Here is a 14,951-nt window from a genome sequence, read left to right as displayed (position 1 = left end):
AATCTCATGAACAAATTTACTCATAAACCCCGAATTCTCTTTTTATACGGCTCTTTAAGAGAGCGTTCTTACAGCCGCTTGTTGGCGGAAGAATCTGCTAGAGTGATCGAGGATTTCGGTGCCGAAGTTAGGTTTTTTAATCCTCTAGAATTGCCGATTTATGGTAGCGTTCCCGATACGCATCTGAAGGTTCAGGAATTGCGGGAATTGAGCCTGTGGTCGGAGGGTCAAGTGTGGTCGAGTCCTGAAATGCACGGCAATATTACCGGCATTATGAAAAACCAAATTGACTGGATTCCTTTAAGTATTGGGGCCGTGAGACCGACTCAAGGTCGAACTTTGGCGGTGATGCAGGTTAGCGGCGGTTCGCAATCTTTTAATGCTGTGAATACTTTGAGGATTTTAGGCCGCTGGATGCGGATGTTTACGATTCCGAATCAGTCTTCGGTTGCTAAGGCTTATCAGGAGTTTCATGATGATGGGACGATGAAGGATTCGCCTTATCGCGATCGCGCGATCGACGTGATGGAGGAACTGTACAAGTTTACCCTGCTGTTGCGGGAGCAAGCCGACTATTTGACCGATCGCTACAGCGAACGCAAGGAACAAGCAGCTAAAGAGGCGATCGCCCTAGCAAATCGCGCCCTTGAACTACCGGGCGCTTAGAAACCACCGGAACCCCGACAACAAGCCATAACCAACAACTAACAACCAACAACCAATAAAAACCATGAAAAAAGTAATGTTTGTTTGCAAAAGAAACTCCTGCCGATCGCAAATGGCAGAAGGATTCGCTAAAACCATCGGAGCCGGCAAGATTGGAGTCACCAGTTCCGGGTTAGAATCAAGCAGAGTTCATCCGACAGCAATTCAAGTCATGTCAGAAATCGGCATTGACATCACAGATCAAACATCCAACCCATTAAACGAATTCAATGCAGAAGACTACGATGCAGTAATTTCTCTCTGTGGCTGCGGCGTGAATTTACCCGAAGCGTGGGTATTGCGAGAAGTGTTTGAAGATTGGCAACTCGACGATCCCGACGGACAACCCATCGAAACTTTTCACCGCGTTCGAGATGAAATTAAAGCACGAGTTGAAACATTAGTGGACTCTCTAAAGTAAGATTAATATAGCAATCCTAAATCATTTGTGAATTTCTTACTCCCTCCCCTTGCTAAGGGAAGGGTTGGGGTGGGGTAAAAAATTTACGACTCATTTAAAATTGCTATAGTCCTACAGGCACGGGTGCCCAGAAACCGGGTTTTTTGCCCAGAAGACGCCATGCAACCCGCAAAAAAAGCAAAAAACCCGGTTTATTTGGTTTTGATGCGTCCAGAACTATTAGAATTAGTGCTAAATTATCAGAGGCGTTCCGTCAGAACGCCTCTACATTCGTTGCGAGCACAGACCAAAAGGTTAGCACATGATTCAGACAGCAGTCACGCCTTTCAAAAACAAAATTCACTCAGCTTTAACTAAAAAGCAGATTACAGTTTTACAAATTAATCTCGGCAAACGCTGCAACCTCGCTTGCACTCACTGCCACGTAGAAGCTAGCCCGACACGAACAGAAGAACTTTCTCCGGAAATTTGCGACCAATTAATTGAAATCATTCGCCGCTTTCCTCAAATTCAAACTGTTGACCTCACCGGCGGTGCTCCCGAAATGCTTTACGGTTTTAAACCGCTAGCGGAAGCTGCCAGGGCGGCAGATAAAGAGGTAATTGTTCGTTCTAATTTGACGATTTACTTTGAAAAAGGTTTTGAAGATATTCCCGAATATTGCGCGCAGCACCAACTCAGAATTGTGGCGTCGCTTCCCTGCTACCAAGCTGACAATGTGGAAAAAATGCGCGGCAGCGGTGTTTTTGACAGTTCGATTCGGGCGCTGCAAAAGCTAAATGAGTTGGGATACGCAAAAAAACCAAATTTAATTCTGGATTTGGTGTACAATCCACAAGTGCCGGCAACAGACAAGTTTTCGCTAACACCGGAACAAGGAAAGTTAGAGCAAGATTACAAGGTTTATTTAGCCGAACATTTTGGTATTTGTTTTAATCAATTGTTCGCGATTACTAATTTGCCGGTGGGACGGACTAAGTTTCATTTGGAACATAAGAAACTTCACAAGCCTTATCTGGGGTTTTTGGAGGATAATTTTAATCCCGGTACTCTGGAACATTTAATGTGCCGCAACGAATTGTCGATCGACTATTTGGGCAATGTCTACGACTGCGATTTTAACCAAATGGAAAATCTGCCGGCGAAAACTGGCAGCGGGGAAAAGATAACTGTTGCTAAATTGCTCGAATCTGGCAGTTTAGATGTGATTCAAGAGGTGCAAACTGCTGCTTATTGTTACGGCTGTACGGCAGGTTGCGGTTCTAGCTGCGGCGGTACTTTGATTTGAGAAGGAAGAAGGAAGTTCGGCAACGGATTCGCTCGACGGATGTAACGGATGTAACGGATGTAACGGATGTCAGTCCGATGTCCGTCGGAAGAAGGAAGAAGGAAGAAGGAAGAAGGAAGAAGGAAGAAACTATATTCTTGGGCCCGATTCCCGATTCCCGATTCCCCATGCTTTTGGGTCCCATGCCCCATGCCCATATTATTGAGAGTGGAGAGTTTAGGTAATGAATGATTCGCGATCACCAGATGAAAATCCGCCGCCATCAAATAGGTGGAAGCTGATTTTAGGGATTGGTTTAGCTGTGGCTTTGATTGCAGCGACCCAGTTTTTCAACTTTCAAGGAATTCTGAAAAATGCGCTGGAGTCGATCGCGAGTCTCGGCCCTTGGGGCCCGGCAGCTTTTATTCTAATTTACATTGTCGCAACGGTTCTATTTATCCCCGGTTCTTTGCTGACTCTCGGTTCTGGGGTTTTGTTCGGAGTCGTTGGCGGTTCGGTTTGCGTTTCCATCGGCTCGGTTTTAGGTGCAACTTGCGCTTTTTTGGTAGGGCGATATTTAACTCGCGACTGGGTTTCCAAACAGATAGAGGGCAATCAAAAATTTAAGGCTATCGACTCCGCAGTTGCTTCTGAAGGATGGAAAATTGTGCTGCTGACGCGACTTTCTCCCATTTTTCCGTTTAATTTACTTAACTATGCTTTTGGAGTCACGCAGGTATCTTTAAAAGACTATTTTTTGGCATCTTGGATCGGCATGATTCCGGGAACTGTCATGTATGTTTATATCGGTTCCCTGGCCGGGAGTTTGGCTGCACTCGGATCTAGCGGGCGATCGCGCACTGCTGCTGAGTGGACTCTTTACGGCATTGGTTTGCTAGCAACGATCGCCCTCACCGTTTATGCAACCCGCTTGGCCAAAAAAGCTTTAGACGAAAAAATTTCCCCTTGAAACCCCAGCACAAATTAGTAAAATTGTCAAGAGAGTTTTGCTCATACATTATAATACATTGGTAATCTAAAAAACTCCGTATTTTCTCTGTGTTATTTACAATTATTTTGTTATACAAACGAGATAGATATTAAAGATATCGTAAAGCACAAACCTCAAATAGGTAAATCGAAGGTCGAAATATAAAATTGATGCCAAAATAGAAGGCGAGTGCCCAACCATAAGAAAAATTGTTTGCAATCCGGAATGTAAGTCATATTATTTTAAATTTTAGATTTTAGATTTTAGATTGCGAATGACTGATGACTACGAGGGTTTGAATCTTGGCTACAGTTGCATTCTTTTCTTAAACTGTCTCACTACTTGCCTGATATTAAGTCTGCCGAATGACGAAGACCGTTTGATGAAGTTGACTCTGAGGGAACATTTGATGATGCAAAACCCAGCAAATCAAGCCGGATCTGTGTCTGCGCCGCCGCCACAAACAAAAAAGCTGCGCCGCTTTTGGCAAAACATCAGCAATTCGACTCAATCGCGGTGGCAGCAAGCGCACAGTCTTTGGCAACACAGACGGCAGCGCCGCCATTTGCTGACCCTGCTAATTCTGGCCACCACCGCTTTAACCATTAGCACAACTGCTTGCATCAGCTATTTTTTTGTACGCGGACTAATCCTTGACAATTTAAAGCAAATAGCACTATTAAAACTAGAAAAAGGCACCGATGAAATCGACCGTTGGCTAAGCAGCCGCAAAGCAGAAATAGAAACCATTGCTTACGATCCTACGGTTGGCACTCTCAATTGGCAATTAGTCGAACCCCGGTTGCAAGGAGAAATATACAGATTAAAAGAGTATTTCATCCTGTCATTAACTCAATCGGACGGCTCATTTATCAACACTTTAGGCAACCGCGCGAACAGTAAAGACCGCCAACACTTTCAAAAAGCAATGGCCGGACAGCTCAACGTTTCCGACCCGCTGATAGGCCGCAGTACAAAAGTTTCTACGATTATTATTTCAGCTCCTATTTGGGCCTTGCCCCCCGCTCCAAATCAAGTAATGGGAGTCCTTTCGGGCAGCATTAAATTAGACCGAGTAACATCTGTCGCTAACAGCTTGCTGTACGGTTCCGACAGTTATGCTTTTGCGCTCAATTCACAAGGAGTGCCAATTGTTCATCCCAACAATAACTTAATCGGAAATATCGACCGGGAGGCCCCAAGCTTTTTACAGTCAAAAGACCCCGCACTCTCCACAATTGCGCGGCAGATGATCGACCGCCAGACGAACATCGAACTGGTAAAAATAGATAACAAATGGGTGTATGTGGCCTATGCTCCCCTCAAGGAAGTTAACTGGTCTATGGCTTTAGTAATTCCCCGCGAAAATATTGAATCCAAACTGCAAGCATTAAATTTGCTGACATCCGTAGTCGCCGGACTGCTCATCCCGGCAATGCTAGCAGCAATTTGGCTAATTTACTCCTCCGAAAATAATCGCGCTCAAGCGGAGCGAGAAGCCATGCTCAACCGGATTGCCGGACGCATTCGCGCTTCCCTGGAATTAGACAAAATTGTGCAAAGTACAGTCGAAGAAATAGTAAGTTTGCTGCACCTAGAACGGGCGGCTTTTGGATGGTACAAACCCCAAGAAAAAACTTTACAAATTCTGTGGGAATGTTGTCCATCTGATTCTCCGACACAAGCCATAAAGTTTGAGTCTTACTTTCTCGAAAATGTGTTAGTACGGAATGGTCAAGGCGAACCAATTATTCTTTCGAGCGACACTTGGGCGAAGGGTGTAACTCAACCGCCGGAACTTAAAGCTAATAGCTATTTAGCCGTACCTGTTCAGACTCAGAACCAGCCGCAGGGTTATTTAATTTGTAGCCATGTTACTCATTGGCTTTGGAGCCGGGAGGAAATCCAACTGTTAAAAGCTGTAGCAGACCAATTGGCGATCGCAATTACTCAAGCTCACCTTTACAGTCAAACCCAAGACCAAGTAAAACTGCTTAATAGTGCCTTAAATGAACTGAAAAAAACTCAAACTCATTTAGTGCAGAGCGAAAAAATGTCATCCCTCGGTCAAATGGTGGCTGGAATAGCGCACGAAATCAACAACCCCGTTAACTTCATTTCGGCTAATTTGCCTCACACCAGCAAATATACTAAAGATTTATTAGAGTTGGTGAGTTTATACAAAGAAGCCTTCCCAGAGGTTCCCCAGGAAATCGCAGATTTTACCGAAGAAATCGAGTTAGAATTTATCGAGGAGGATTTGCCGCATATATTGGATTCTATGAAAATAGGAACCGAACGCATTCGCAGCATAGTTCTTTCTTTGCGAAACTTTTCTCGCCTTGATGAATCTGACAAAAAGCAGGCGGACATTCACGAAGGTATAGAAAATACCTTGCTGCTGCTCTCCAACCGCATAAAAAATAGAATTTATATAGTTAAGAAATACGGAAAAGTGCCTTCAGTCGAATGCTATCCGTCTCAGCTCAATCAGGTGTTTATGAACTTGCTGAACAATGCGATCGATGCTTTGAACGAGATGGATCGCCTAGATAAAATTATTACTATTTCCACGGGGGTAGTTCGCGAACATGGGGCTAAATTTCTGAAAGTGGCGATCGCCGACAACGGCCCCGGCATTCCCGACAGCGTTAAAGATCAAATTTTTAACCCATTTTTTACGACTAAAGAGGTGGGCAAAGGCACTGGTTTGGGATTAGCAATTAGCTACAAAATTGTAGTGGATGGACACGGCGGCAGCATCACAATTTCTCAACCTCCGGGCGGTGGCACGGAATTTTTGGTCAAAATTCCTATTAGTAACGGGAAGTAAGACGATTTGAGATTTGAGATTTGAGATTTGAGATTGGGGAAGGACTGATGAAATAAGAGTTTAGAGCTTGTATATAGTGGCATTTATTTGGGAAACTTCTCTAAGAAGGAAGTGGGAAAGGAAGCCCAGGGATTTTGTAACGGAGGTAACGGATACAGGGAAAAGAGAAGAGGGGCTCAACAATTTTAATTAATGCTAAATTTACGGCCTTTGGCTAAAATTAGAAGAGTTTTTGTTAAAGGTGTTTTATGGCTGTTGGCAAGGATACAATTTTCGAGCGCTTTTTGTCGCCCCTGATTCGACTGGCGATCGACGAAGAAGCACTGAAACGACTCTACGAAGGTATTGACTGGGAAACAGCGGGCGATCGCTACCGACAACCAAACCTAGTTTATCCCGAATATTACAGCAGCCAAAACTTTCACGGCATTAAACGCGGCTACCTCAACCCCAGTGCCGCCGTTTCCTACGATCCAATCACGCAATATGTTTTGCCTCCCCACGAAACAGTCGTCAGACAAGGCTTAATTGACGCTGTGCGGGTGAAACCGCGCCGAATTATCGATTTGGGATGTGGCACGGGTTCGACAACGCTCATGCTCAAGCAGGCTTTTCCAGAAGCGGAAGTTGTCGGGCTGGACTTGTCGCCTTATATGCTGGTAGTTGCCGAAATGAAAGCGCAAAAAGCAGGCTTAAATATCCAGTGGTTGCACGGAAATGCCGAAAGCGTTGCCTTTGCCGATGCCAGCTTCGATTTAGTCGCAGCTTCCTTGCTGTTTCATGAGACGCCACCTGCTGTATCGCGGGCAATTTTGCGAGAAAGCTTCCGACTGCTGAAGGTTGGGGGACAATTGGCAATTTTGGACGGAAACCAAAAAACTTTGCGGCAAACAGAGTGGCTGACTGATATCTTTGAGGAGCCTTATATTAAGTCTTACGCGGCTGGCAGCCTCGATGCTTGGGCGGGGGCGGCTGGATTCGCGGCGGTGCAAACTCACGAACACTGGTGGGTGAATCAGGTGACGCAGGGCGTGAAACCTTTGCCTGGGGAAGATTTGGAACAGGCAAATGTGGCGAGGGGGTGGAATTGGGGCGATCGAACTCCTGATTTTGATGGCGATTTACCGGGCATTCCAGCTCCTGCTTGATGTATTGTTGAGGTGTATTTTTCGCCCTTTGGGGGCGGGTTTCATAGATGGTTAGTTTTAGGTTGAGATGGTTGGTAAAACCCGCCCCTACTAACTTACTAATGACTGATGATTAATAACTAATGATTGATGACTAATGACTAATGACTAATGACTCTAAAAGCAGTTTTATTTGATTTTAATGGCGTGATTGTTAATGACGAGCCGATTCACGAGAAAATAATCGAACAATTGATGCTCGATGAAAATCTCCAGCTCAAACGTGGGGAGTTTCGAGAAATTTGTTTGGGAAGGAGCGATCGCGCTTGCATTACCGAACTGCTCAAGCGCCGAGGACGATATCTAACAGAAACATATCTCGATCGACTGCTGCAGGGCAAGGCAGAAGCTTACAAAGCTCAAATAGATACTTTGGAGAAACTGCCGATTTATCCCGGTTTGGCAGAATTTATTGATAAAATTCGGGTTGCCGGACTGAAAATGGCCGTTGTTAGCGGGGCAATGCGATCGGATATAGAATTGGTGTTAGATCGGGCCGGTTTGGCAGCAAACTTTGAGTTAATTGTCGCAGGCGATGACTTGACGGCGAGCAAACCAGCACCGGATTGCTATTTATTGGCTGTGGAACTTCTCAACCAGAAATATCCCGACTTTAACCTGCAACCGATCGAGTGTTTGGCGATAGAAGATACTTTTGCGGGGATTGAAGCGGCGAAAAAAGCGGGGATTCAGGTTGCGGGTGTGACTCACACTTACCCGTTTCACATGATCCAGCGCCAAGCTAATTGGACGGTGGACTATTTTGCTGATTTAGAGTTGGATAGAGTGGCGGCACTTTGCTCGATCGCCCCCACTGAGCCGGCCGCGGAAAACGCTTGACCTTTTTAGCAGTTACGTGCTAGTGTAAGTGACGGTCTGCGAACGTGAGAGCCAGCAAGACCTGTAAGCCTTTTAGATTCGGCAATCCGGCATCTAAAATGCTAAATTAAAACTCAATCAGGGGAATTAGCTCAGTTGGTAGAGCGCTGCGATCGCACCGCAGAGGCCAGCGGTTCGAGTCCGCTATTCTCCATAAATCAGGGGCATTTCTACAGGTGACGATCGTACTTAAAGCGAAGTGCGATCGTCACCTGCTTTGATACTCGCTTATGAGTGTGCGATCGACCCGTTTGCTGCCTAAGTTTTAGCATCAATAACTTGTCGAGAGCGAGAAACCCGCTTTCTATTTTGTGCGATCGACCCGTTTGCTGCCTAAGTGGTACCATCAATAAGATAATTTATGTAAAGAAACCTGGTTTCTAATTACACACTAATTGCTGAAAAGACGTATTTTGGTGTCTAAACCTGGTTTCCCAAAAAAATCCGGTAAGCCCGTGATCCCAACCCTGATGTCATCAGTCAATCTAAAATCTAACAAGGTATCAGCCCGGTTTCTGCCGCAGTTGCCCTCAATCCCCATAAAACATTCATTTTGTCAAAAACAATAAGTTTTGTAGCTAAAAATACAACAGTCTGCTGAAGCTAGTCTTAATATCAAGTCGCTATGTGTTATTATTCTCAATCATCTGACTCATCTATTCAAGAGTAACAAGAAAAAATGACAAAGCGATTCGATCGGCGGAAATTTCTTTTATACGGTTCTGCTACCCTAACATCAAGTTTATTTCTAAAAGCTTGTAGAACTCCCACTCCAACAGCAACTCCCGCAGCTTCTCCCACATCAACAGGAACTACACCAGCAGCAGCCGGGGGCGGAAACACGATCAAAGTAGGAATTTTGCATTCCTTGAGCGGCACGATGTCAATCAGCGAAAAAAGCGTTGTCGATGCCGAACAATTAGCGATCGAAGAAATTAATAAAGCTGGGGGCGTCCTCGGAAAACAAATCGAAGCAGTAATAGAAGATGGCAACTCAGACTGGCCAACTTTTGCCGAAAAAGCCAAAAAATTGATCGACCAAGATAAAGTTGTCACCGTCTTCGGATGCTGGACTTCCGCTAGCCGCAAAGCAGTATTGCCAGTATTTGAAGAAAAAAATCATATGCTCTGGTACCCCGTACAATACGAGGGTCAAGAGTGTTCCAAAAATATCTTTTATACCGGGGCGGCGCCGAACCAGCAAATCGAACCAGCAGTAGACTGGCTGCTAGAAAATAAAGGTAAAAAATTCTTCTTGGTCGGGTCGGACTACGTTTTTCCCCGCACGGCAAATACCATTATCAAGGCACAGCTAGCAGCCAAAGGCGGCGAATTAGTTGGGGAAGATTACATTCCTTTGGGCGGGACAGAAGTCACGCCAATTATTACTAAAATTAAGGCAGCTTTGCCAGACGGCGGCGTCATTTTCAATTCCCTCAACGGCGACAGTAACGTAGCATTTTTCAAACAGTTGCAGGGTGCCGGTTTGGGCCCGGACAAATATCCGTCAATGTCTGTCAGTATTGCAGAAGAAGAAGTAAAGGCGATCGGCGTAGAATATCTTAAAGGCCATTACGCCGCCTGGAATTACTTCATGACTGTGGAATCTCCGGCCAATACAAAATTTGTGGAAGCTTTCAAGGCCAAATACGGCAAAGATAGAGTGACAAATGACCCGATGGAAGCAGCTTACATCATGGTTTACCTGTGGAAGCAAGCTGTCGAGAAAGCAGGGACAGCCGACGATTTGGAAAAAGTGCGGGCAGCAGCTTTGGGTCAAACCTTTGACGCGCCAGGGGGCACAGTAACGATGGAAGTTAATCATCACCTTTCTAAATTTGTGCGCTTGGGCGAAGTGAGAGAAGACGGTTTGTTTAACATCGCTTTTGCTACACCAGAAGCAGTGAAGCCGGTGCCTTGGAATCAATTTGTCGCTGAAACAAAAGGCTTTGCTTGCGATTGGTCAGACCCCGCAAAAGGTGGAAAATTCAAAGCTTGATAAGTAGGTAATACTAATTTTGTTAACGTTGGCAACCTATCCTCGATTCCCCTAGGGTATGTCTTTAAACCCGGAGATCCCCCCGGCCCCCCTTAATAAGGGGGGAGTAAGAGCATTCTTTCGTCAATCCCTACTCCCTTAATAAGGGGGAACTGGACTCTTCAAAGTCCCCCTTATTAAGGGGGATTTAGGGGGAGCGAGACTTGGCTACAAGCGAAATATACAGAGGGTTGTAGTTCTAAGTTGACACCAATTGGATAAAATCCGCCCCTAATTATCCGCGAACAAAGTTGACTGACTTGATGCAGGAGTAACAAAAGTGGCGATATTAGATGGTTTATTTAACGGCATTAGCATCGGCGCAGTTTTACTAATTGCAGCCTTGGGATTAGCGATTATTTTCGGGCTGATGGGCGTGATTAATATGGCTCATGGCGAGTTGATGATGCTGGGGGCTTATACAACTTTCGTAGTGCAAAATGTCTTCAAAGGTATCGGAGGATTTGCTTTTGAAACCTATATTTTATTTGCAATTCCCCTAGCTTTTTTAGTAGCTGCATTGGTAGGATTAATTCTCGAACGCGGAGTGATTCGCTATCTTTACGGGCGACCGCTAGAAACTCTGCTGGCAACTTGGGGCGTAAGTTTAATTTTGCAGCAGTTTGTCCGCAGCGTTAGTTGGGTGATGGTAATTGGCATTGCGGTGTTTTGTTTGCTGTTTTTTGGCGGTTTGCGGGTGCTGAAATCTCGCCCGGATTTCGATCGCATTCGCAGCCAAATTATTGCCATAATTTTGCCTTTATCTTTGGGTATTTCCTGGGCGGTGAGCGCCTTTTTAGGGCAAACTTACAAACTGGCAGTAACTCAACCTTGGTTTGGCGCTCAAAATGTGGACGTAACTGCACCGCAATGGTTGCGGGGTGGCATACCGCTGGGCAATTTTCAGTTGCCCTACGCCAGAATTTTTATTATTGTGCTGACAGGAATTTGTTTGGCGGGAATTTACCTATTTTTGCAAAAGTCTGTGTGGGGATTGCGGATTAGATCCGTGACACAAAATCGCAGCATGAGTGCGTGTTTGGGAATTCCTACCGAACAAGTAGACGCGCTGACTTTTGCTTTGGGTTCAGGCTTGGCTGGTGTCGCTGGGTGTGCGATTAGTTTGATCGGTTCGGTAGGGTCAAATACCGGACAAAATTATATAGTCGATACCTTTATGGTGGTGGTTGTGGGCGGTGTCGGCAAGATTGTGGGGAGTGTCGTTGCTGCGATGGCGATCGGCACTGCCAATTACCTGATCGGTTCTGGAACATTAGCATTAATGTTCGCTCCTATCAAGCCTTTAGCCGATTTCTTCACATTTTTCGCCACAACTAGCATGGCAAAAGTAATGGTATTCGCCTTAATTATGGCTTTTCTGCAAGTGAAGCCGGGAGGGATTTTCCCGCAAAAAGGGCGGACGGTAGAAAATTAAAAATTACAACTGCGAGTGTAGCGAAAAATGCAGAAAACACATCAAAAACCCTGGCTAAAAGAAGCGATAATTGTCAGCGCGATCGCCCTCACATTCATCTTACTCCTCCCAGGAATACTCCCAGACGTTCGGCTCAATCAATTAGGGCGATTTTTAGCACTAGCAATTGCCGCCCTCGGCATAGACTTAATTTGGGGATACACAGGTTTACTTAGTTTAGGGCATGGGGTGTTTTTTGCGATCGGCGGTTACGCTTTCGCCATGCACCTAAAACTGCAAATTCCCCCAACCGCCAGCAGTCAATTGCCAGAATTTATGAACCTCTACGGCGTTACCGAACTCCCCTGGTTTTGGCAACCATTTTATTCATTTCCTTTTTCAGCATTAGCAGTAGTTCTCATCCCCGCTATCTTGGGCGCACTTTTAGGTTATTTAGTATTCCGCAATCGGATTCGAGGCGTTTACTTTTCAATTCTTACCCAAGCAGCAACCATTGTATTTTTCAACTTCTTTAACGGTCAGCAAAAACTGATTAACGGAACCAACGGACTCACAGACTTTAAAACCTTGTTCGGGGCCACAGTAAATGACCGAGATACTCAATATATTTTCTACATTCTCACCATACTATTTCTAGCAGCAACCTATGCCCTCTGCCGGTGGTTGACCAGCGGGCGTTTCGGCCGGCTGCTAGTAGCCATTCGCGACGACGAAGTGCGGCTGCGTTTCTCAGGTTACAATCCCACAGGATATAAAGTTTTAGTCTTTGCAATTTCCGCCGGTTTAGCCGGAATTGCAGGCGCATTATTTACCGTACAAACCGGAATCATTTCGCCAAAAGCAATGGATATTGCCTTTTCCATTGAAATGGTAATCTGGGTCGCAGTCGGAGGTCGCGCCACATTATCGGGAGCAATATTGGGAACACTGCTAGTCAACTTTGGCAAAAGTTTCTTAAGCGAACAATTCCCCGAAGTGTGGCTATTTTTCCAAGGTGCGCTATTTTTAATAGTAGTAACAGTCCTGCCCGACGGCATAGTCGGATGGCTGCAAGATCAAAGTTTCGACCAAATCCGCAGCTTGTTCAGAAAACCGAAGTACGTATCTACTTACCCCAGCCTGGAACAAGACCCCCAAGTGCAGCTCGAAAAAGAAGAACTTGAACATTGAGTGCCAAAATATCGTGTAATTTATAAGTAGGGGGAAATAAATCAATTTCACCTACAACAGACAAACAAAGCAATCGCAATAGACTTGACAAACGCTGAGTTTATCTCTGTCTGAGGAAACGTAATATATATGTACCTACTTAGATATTCGTAGCAAGTAGCTTCGTTCTTTAACTTGAGGGGCAACATATGGCAGATATTATTGACTACAAAATCTACGGCGACGATTTGCAACTCATCGAGATTGAACTCGACCCCAAAGAAGGCGTCAGGGCTGAAGCTGGAACCATGACATACATGGAAGGCGACATCCAAATGCAAACATCCACAGGCGGCGGCTTATTTCAAGGTTTCAAACGAATGCTGACAGGAGCGGGTTTTTTCATTACCACCTTTGTCAACGCCGGAAATCGCAAGGCCCGCGTCGCTTTTGCCGCCCCCTATCCGGGTAAAGTAATTCCCCTAGATTTAGGCCAACTTGGCGGTAAGTTTTTGTGTCAAAAAGACTCATTCCTCTGTGCGGCCAACGGCATTGAAATTGAGGTAGCATTCACCAAGCGGCTGGGTGCCGGTTTCTTTGGCGGAGAAGGTTTTATTCTGCAAAAATTGCAGGGTGACGGGCTAGCTTTTGTTCATGCGGGAGGAACAATAGTTGAGAAAAATTTGGGAGTTGGCGAAGTGTTGCGAGTAGACACCGGGTGTTTAGTAGCTTTTGCAGCGAGTGTAGATTACGATATTCAGTTTGTTGGCGGGTTTAAAAATGCTTTATTTGGAGGTGAAGGCTTGTTTTTGGCAAAGATGACTGGGCCTGGTAAAGTATATGTGCAAAGTTTGCCACTCTCGAAGTTAGCTGAACGCATTTTAGCAGCCGCTCCACCTCCAATGTCGAGCAGTTCTAGCAGTTTTAGTTTAGAGTAAACTGCCAGCAAAAAGTAGTAAGTATGGTGTCAGCCAAGGGAAAAAATCTCCTTAATAAGGGAGGATATTTGCCTGCGTAACCTACAAGAGGTATGGGTTATTGTTTATTAGTGAGTGAATTGTTAATGATGAATGGAAAAGTATTAGAAATAGAAAACTTGACTGTGAGTTTTGATGGTTTTAAAGCTATCAACGGTTTAAATTTCAGCATGGATGCGGGCGAACTGCGAGTTATTATTGGCCCCAATGGTGCGGGTAAAACAACTTTTCTCGATTCCATTACCGGAAAGGTCCAGCCGACAGAGGGCAGGGTGTTATTTAAGGGACAAAATTTACGGAAGTTGTCGGAAGATAGGATTTCGCGCTTGGGAATTGGTCGCAAGTTTCAGACGCCGCGAGTTTACTTGAATTTAACGCCACGCGAAAATTTGGAATTGTCTTGCAGCCGCCATAAAAATGTTTTTTCGACTTTGTTCAAGCCTGCTTCTGCTGCTGAAAAACGCACGGTTGCGGGTTTGTTAGAAACAATTGGTTTAGTTGCTAAAGCTGATATTTCGGCGGGTTTGCTTTCTCACGGGGAAAAGCAATGGTTGGAAATTGGAATGTTGGTGGCTCAATCTCCTGATTTGTTGTTGGTAGATGAACCTGTGGCTGGTTTGACGGATGAGGAAACGATGTTAACTGGAGAGTTGCTGATTTCGTTGGCCCAAAGTCATTCGGTGTTGGTAATTGAACACGATATGGAGTTTGTGCGGCAAATTGCGCGGCAGGTGACGGTGTTGCATCAGGGTGCGGTTTTGTGTGAGGGGACTATGGATGAGGTGCAAAATGACGATCGGGTAATTGAGGTATATTTGGGCAAACCGGAAGAATAGTCAGTTGTCAGTTGGCAGTTGACATATCATCTTTGGTAAATTAACCGCAAGATTTGTAGGCGCGGGTTAACCAACAATCTTTCATTCTCCCCGACAATCTACCGAAACCCGCCCCGGCGACCAAATTTCATCGCGGGTAATTCAACGGACACGAGGCCAATTACCAATTACCAATTACCAATTACCAATTACCAATTACCAATTACCAATTACCAATTACCAATTACCAATTA

14 protein-coding genes and 1 tRNA gene are annotated in these 14,951 nt (G+C 45.2%); 14 read left to right on the top strand and 1 reads right to left on the bottom strand.

Annotation, left to right across the window (positions count from 1 at the left end; translation table 11 throughout):
- Positions 1-6 precede the first annotated feature (6 nt).
- The 9 genes from arsH to QUA90_RS20760 all read left to right on the top strand — a co-directional run bounded on the left by arsH (position 7) and on the right by QUA90_RS20760 (position 8,437).
- Positions 7-666 carry an arsenical resistance protein ArsH gene (arsH, locus tag QUA90_RS20800; protein WP_333325296.1) on the top strand — a complete coding sequence of 220 codons (660 nt, stop codon included), beginning with the start codon at positions 7-9 and terminating at the stop codon, positions 664-666.
- A 64-nt stretch (positions 667-730) separates the two neighbouring features.
- Entirely contained in the window at positions 731-1,126 is a 396-nt protein-coding gene (gene arsC / locus QUA90_RS20795) for an arsenate reductase, glutathione/glutaredoxin type (protein ID WP_190732266.1), read from the top strand.
- 301 nt (positions 1,127-1,427) lie between these two features.
- On the top strand, positions 1,428-2,414 hold the full coding sequence (gene arsS / locus QUA90_RS20790; RefSeq protein ID WP_333447470.1) for an arsenosugar biosynthesis radical SAM (seleno)protein ArsS: 987 nt from the start codon (positions 1,428-1,430) through the stop codon (positions 2,412-2,414).
- Positions 2,411-2,638 carry a hypothetical protein gene (locus QUA90_RS20785; RefSeq protein ID WP_333447468.1) on the top strand — a complete coding sequence of 76 codons (228 nt, stop codon included), beginning with the start codon at positions 2,411-2,413 and terminating at the stop codon, positions 2,636-2,638. Before arsS ends, QUA90_RS20785 begins: the two co-directional genes overlap by 4 nt.
- A complete protein-coding gene (locus tag QUA90_RS20780) occupies positions 2,638-3,363 on the top strand; it encodes a TVP38/TMEM64 family protein (protein ID WP_333310074.1) in 726 nt (241 codons plus the stop codon). Before QUA90_RS20785 ends, QUA90_RS20780 begins: the two co-directional genes overlap by 1 nt.
- Before the next feature lie 295 nt (positions 3,364-3,658).
- Positions 3,659-6,217 (top strand): ATP-binding protein, encoded by a 2,559-nt coding sequence (locus tag QUA90_RS20775; RefSeq protein WP_333447466.1) that lies wholly within the window; start codon positions 3,659-3,661, stop codon positions 6,215-6,217.
- A gap of 248 nt (positions 6,218-6,465) precedes the next feature.
- Positions 6,466-7,365 (top strand): methyltransferase domain-containing protein, encoded by a 900-nt coding sequence (locus tag QUA90_RS20770; RefSeq protein WP_333447464.1) that lies wholly within the window; start codon positions 6,466-6,468, stop codon positions 7,363-7,365.
- Positions 7,366-7,515: 150 nt separating this feature from the next.
- Positions 7,516-8,244 carry an HAD family phosphatase gene (locus QUA90_RS20765; protein ID WP_333386519.1) on the top strand — a complete coding sequence of 243 codons (729 nt, stop codon included), beginning with the start codon at positions 7,516-7,518 and terminating at the stop codon, positions 8,242-8,244.
- A gap of 120 nt (positions 8,245-8,364) precedes the next feature.
- Positions 8,365-8,437 (top strand) — tRNA-Ala (locus tag QUA90_RS20760).
- 16 nt (positions 8,438-8,453) lie between these two features.
- Here QUA90_RS20760 and QUA90_RS20755 read toward each other — a convergent pair.
- Positions 8,454-8,630 (bottom strand): hypothetical protein, encoded by a 177-nt coding sequence (locus QUA90_RS20755; protein ID WP_333386516.1) that lies wholly within the window; start codon positions 8,628-8,630, stop codon positions 8,454-8,456.
- Positions 8,631-8,962: 332 nt separating this feature from the next.
- On the opposite strand from QUA90_RS20755, the gene urtA reads away from it, so the two are divergent.
- From urtA to urtD, 5 genes are all read left to right on the top strand, one after another.
- Positions 8,963-10,282 (top strand): urea ABC transporter substrate-binding protein, encoded by a 1,320-nt coding sequence (gene urtA, locus QUA90_RS20750; RefSeq protein ID WP_333080168.1) that lies wholly within the window; start codon positions 8,963-8,965, stop codon positions 10,280-10,282.
- A 319-nt stretch (positions 10,283-10,601) separates the two neighbouring features.
- The gene (locus QUA90_RS20745) at positions 10,602-11,756 is read left to right on the top strand and encodes an ABC transporter permease subunit (RefSeq protein ID WP_333386514.1); all 1,155 of its coding nucleotides are present in this window, start codon (positions 10,602-10,604) and stop codon (positions 11,754-11,756) included.
- A 27-nt stretch (positions 11,757-11,783) separates the two neighbouring features.
- Entirely contained in the window at positions 11,784-12,926 is a 1,143-nt protein-coding gene (urtC, locus tag QUA90_RS20740; protein WP_333447462.1) for an urea ABC transporter permease subunit UrtC, read from the top strand.
- 188 nt (positions 12,927-13,114) lie between these two features.
- Complete coding sequence (locus tag QUA90_RS20735; RefSeq protein WP_333080163.1) at positions 13,115-13,843, top strand: TIGR00266 family protein; 729 nt, start codon at positions 13,115-13,117, stop codon at positions 13,841-13,843.
- Between the two features lie 128 nt (positions 13,844-13,971).
- Positions 13,972-14,718, top strand: coding sequence for an urea ABC transporter ATP-binding protein UrtD (gene urtD / locus QUA90_RS20730; protein ID WP_333140587.1), 747 nt, complete (start codon positions 13,972-13,974; stop codon positions 14,716-14,718).
- The last annotated feature ends 233 nt before the right edge of the window (positions 14,719-14,951 follow it).

The sequence above is a fragment of the Microcoleus sp. D3_18_C4 genome, from assembly GCF_036702355.1.
Taxonomy (GTDB): domain Bacteria; phylum Cyanobacteriota; class Cyanobacteriia; order Cyanobacteriales; family Microcoleaceae; genus Microcoleus.
The sequence above is the reverse complement of the archived record's forward strand: the minus strand, read 5'-3'. Positions and strand labels throughout refer to the sequence as shown.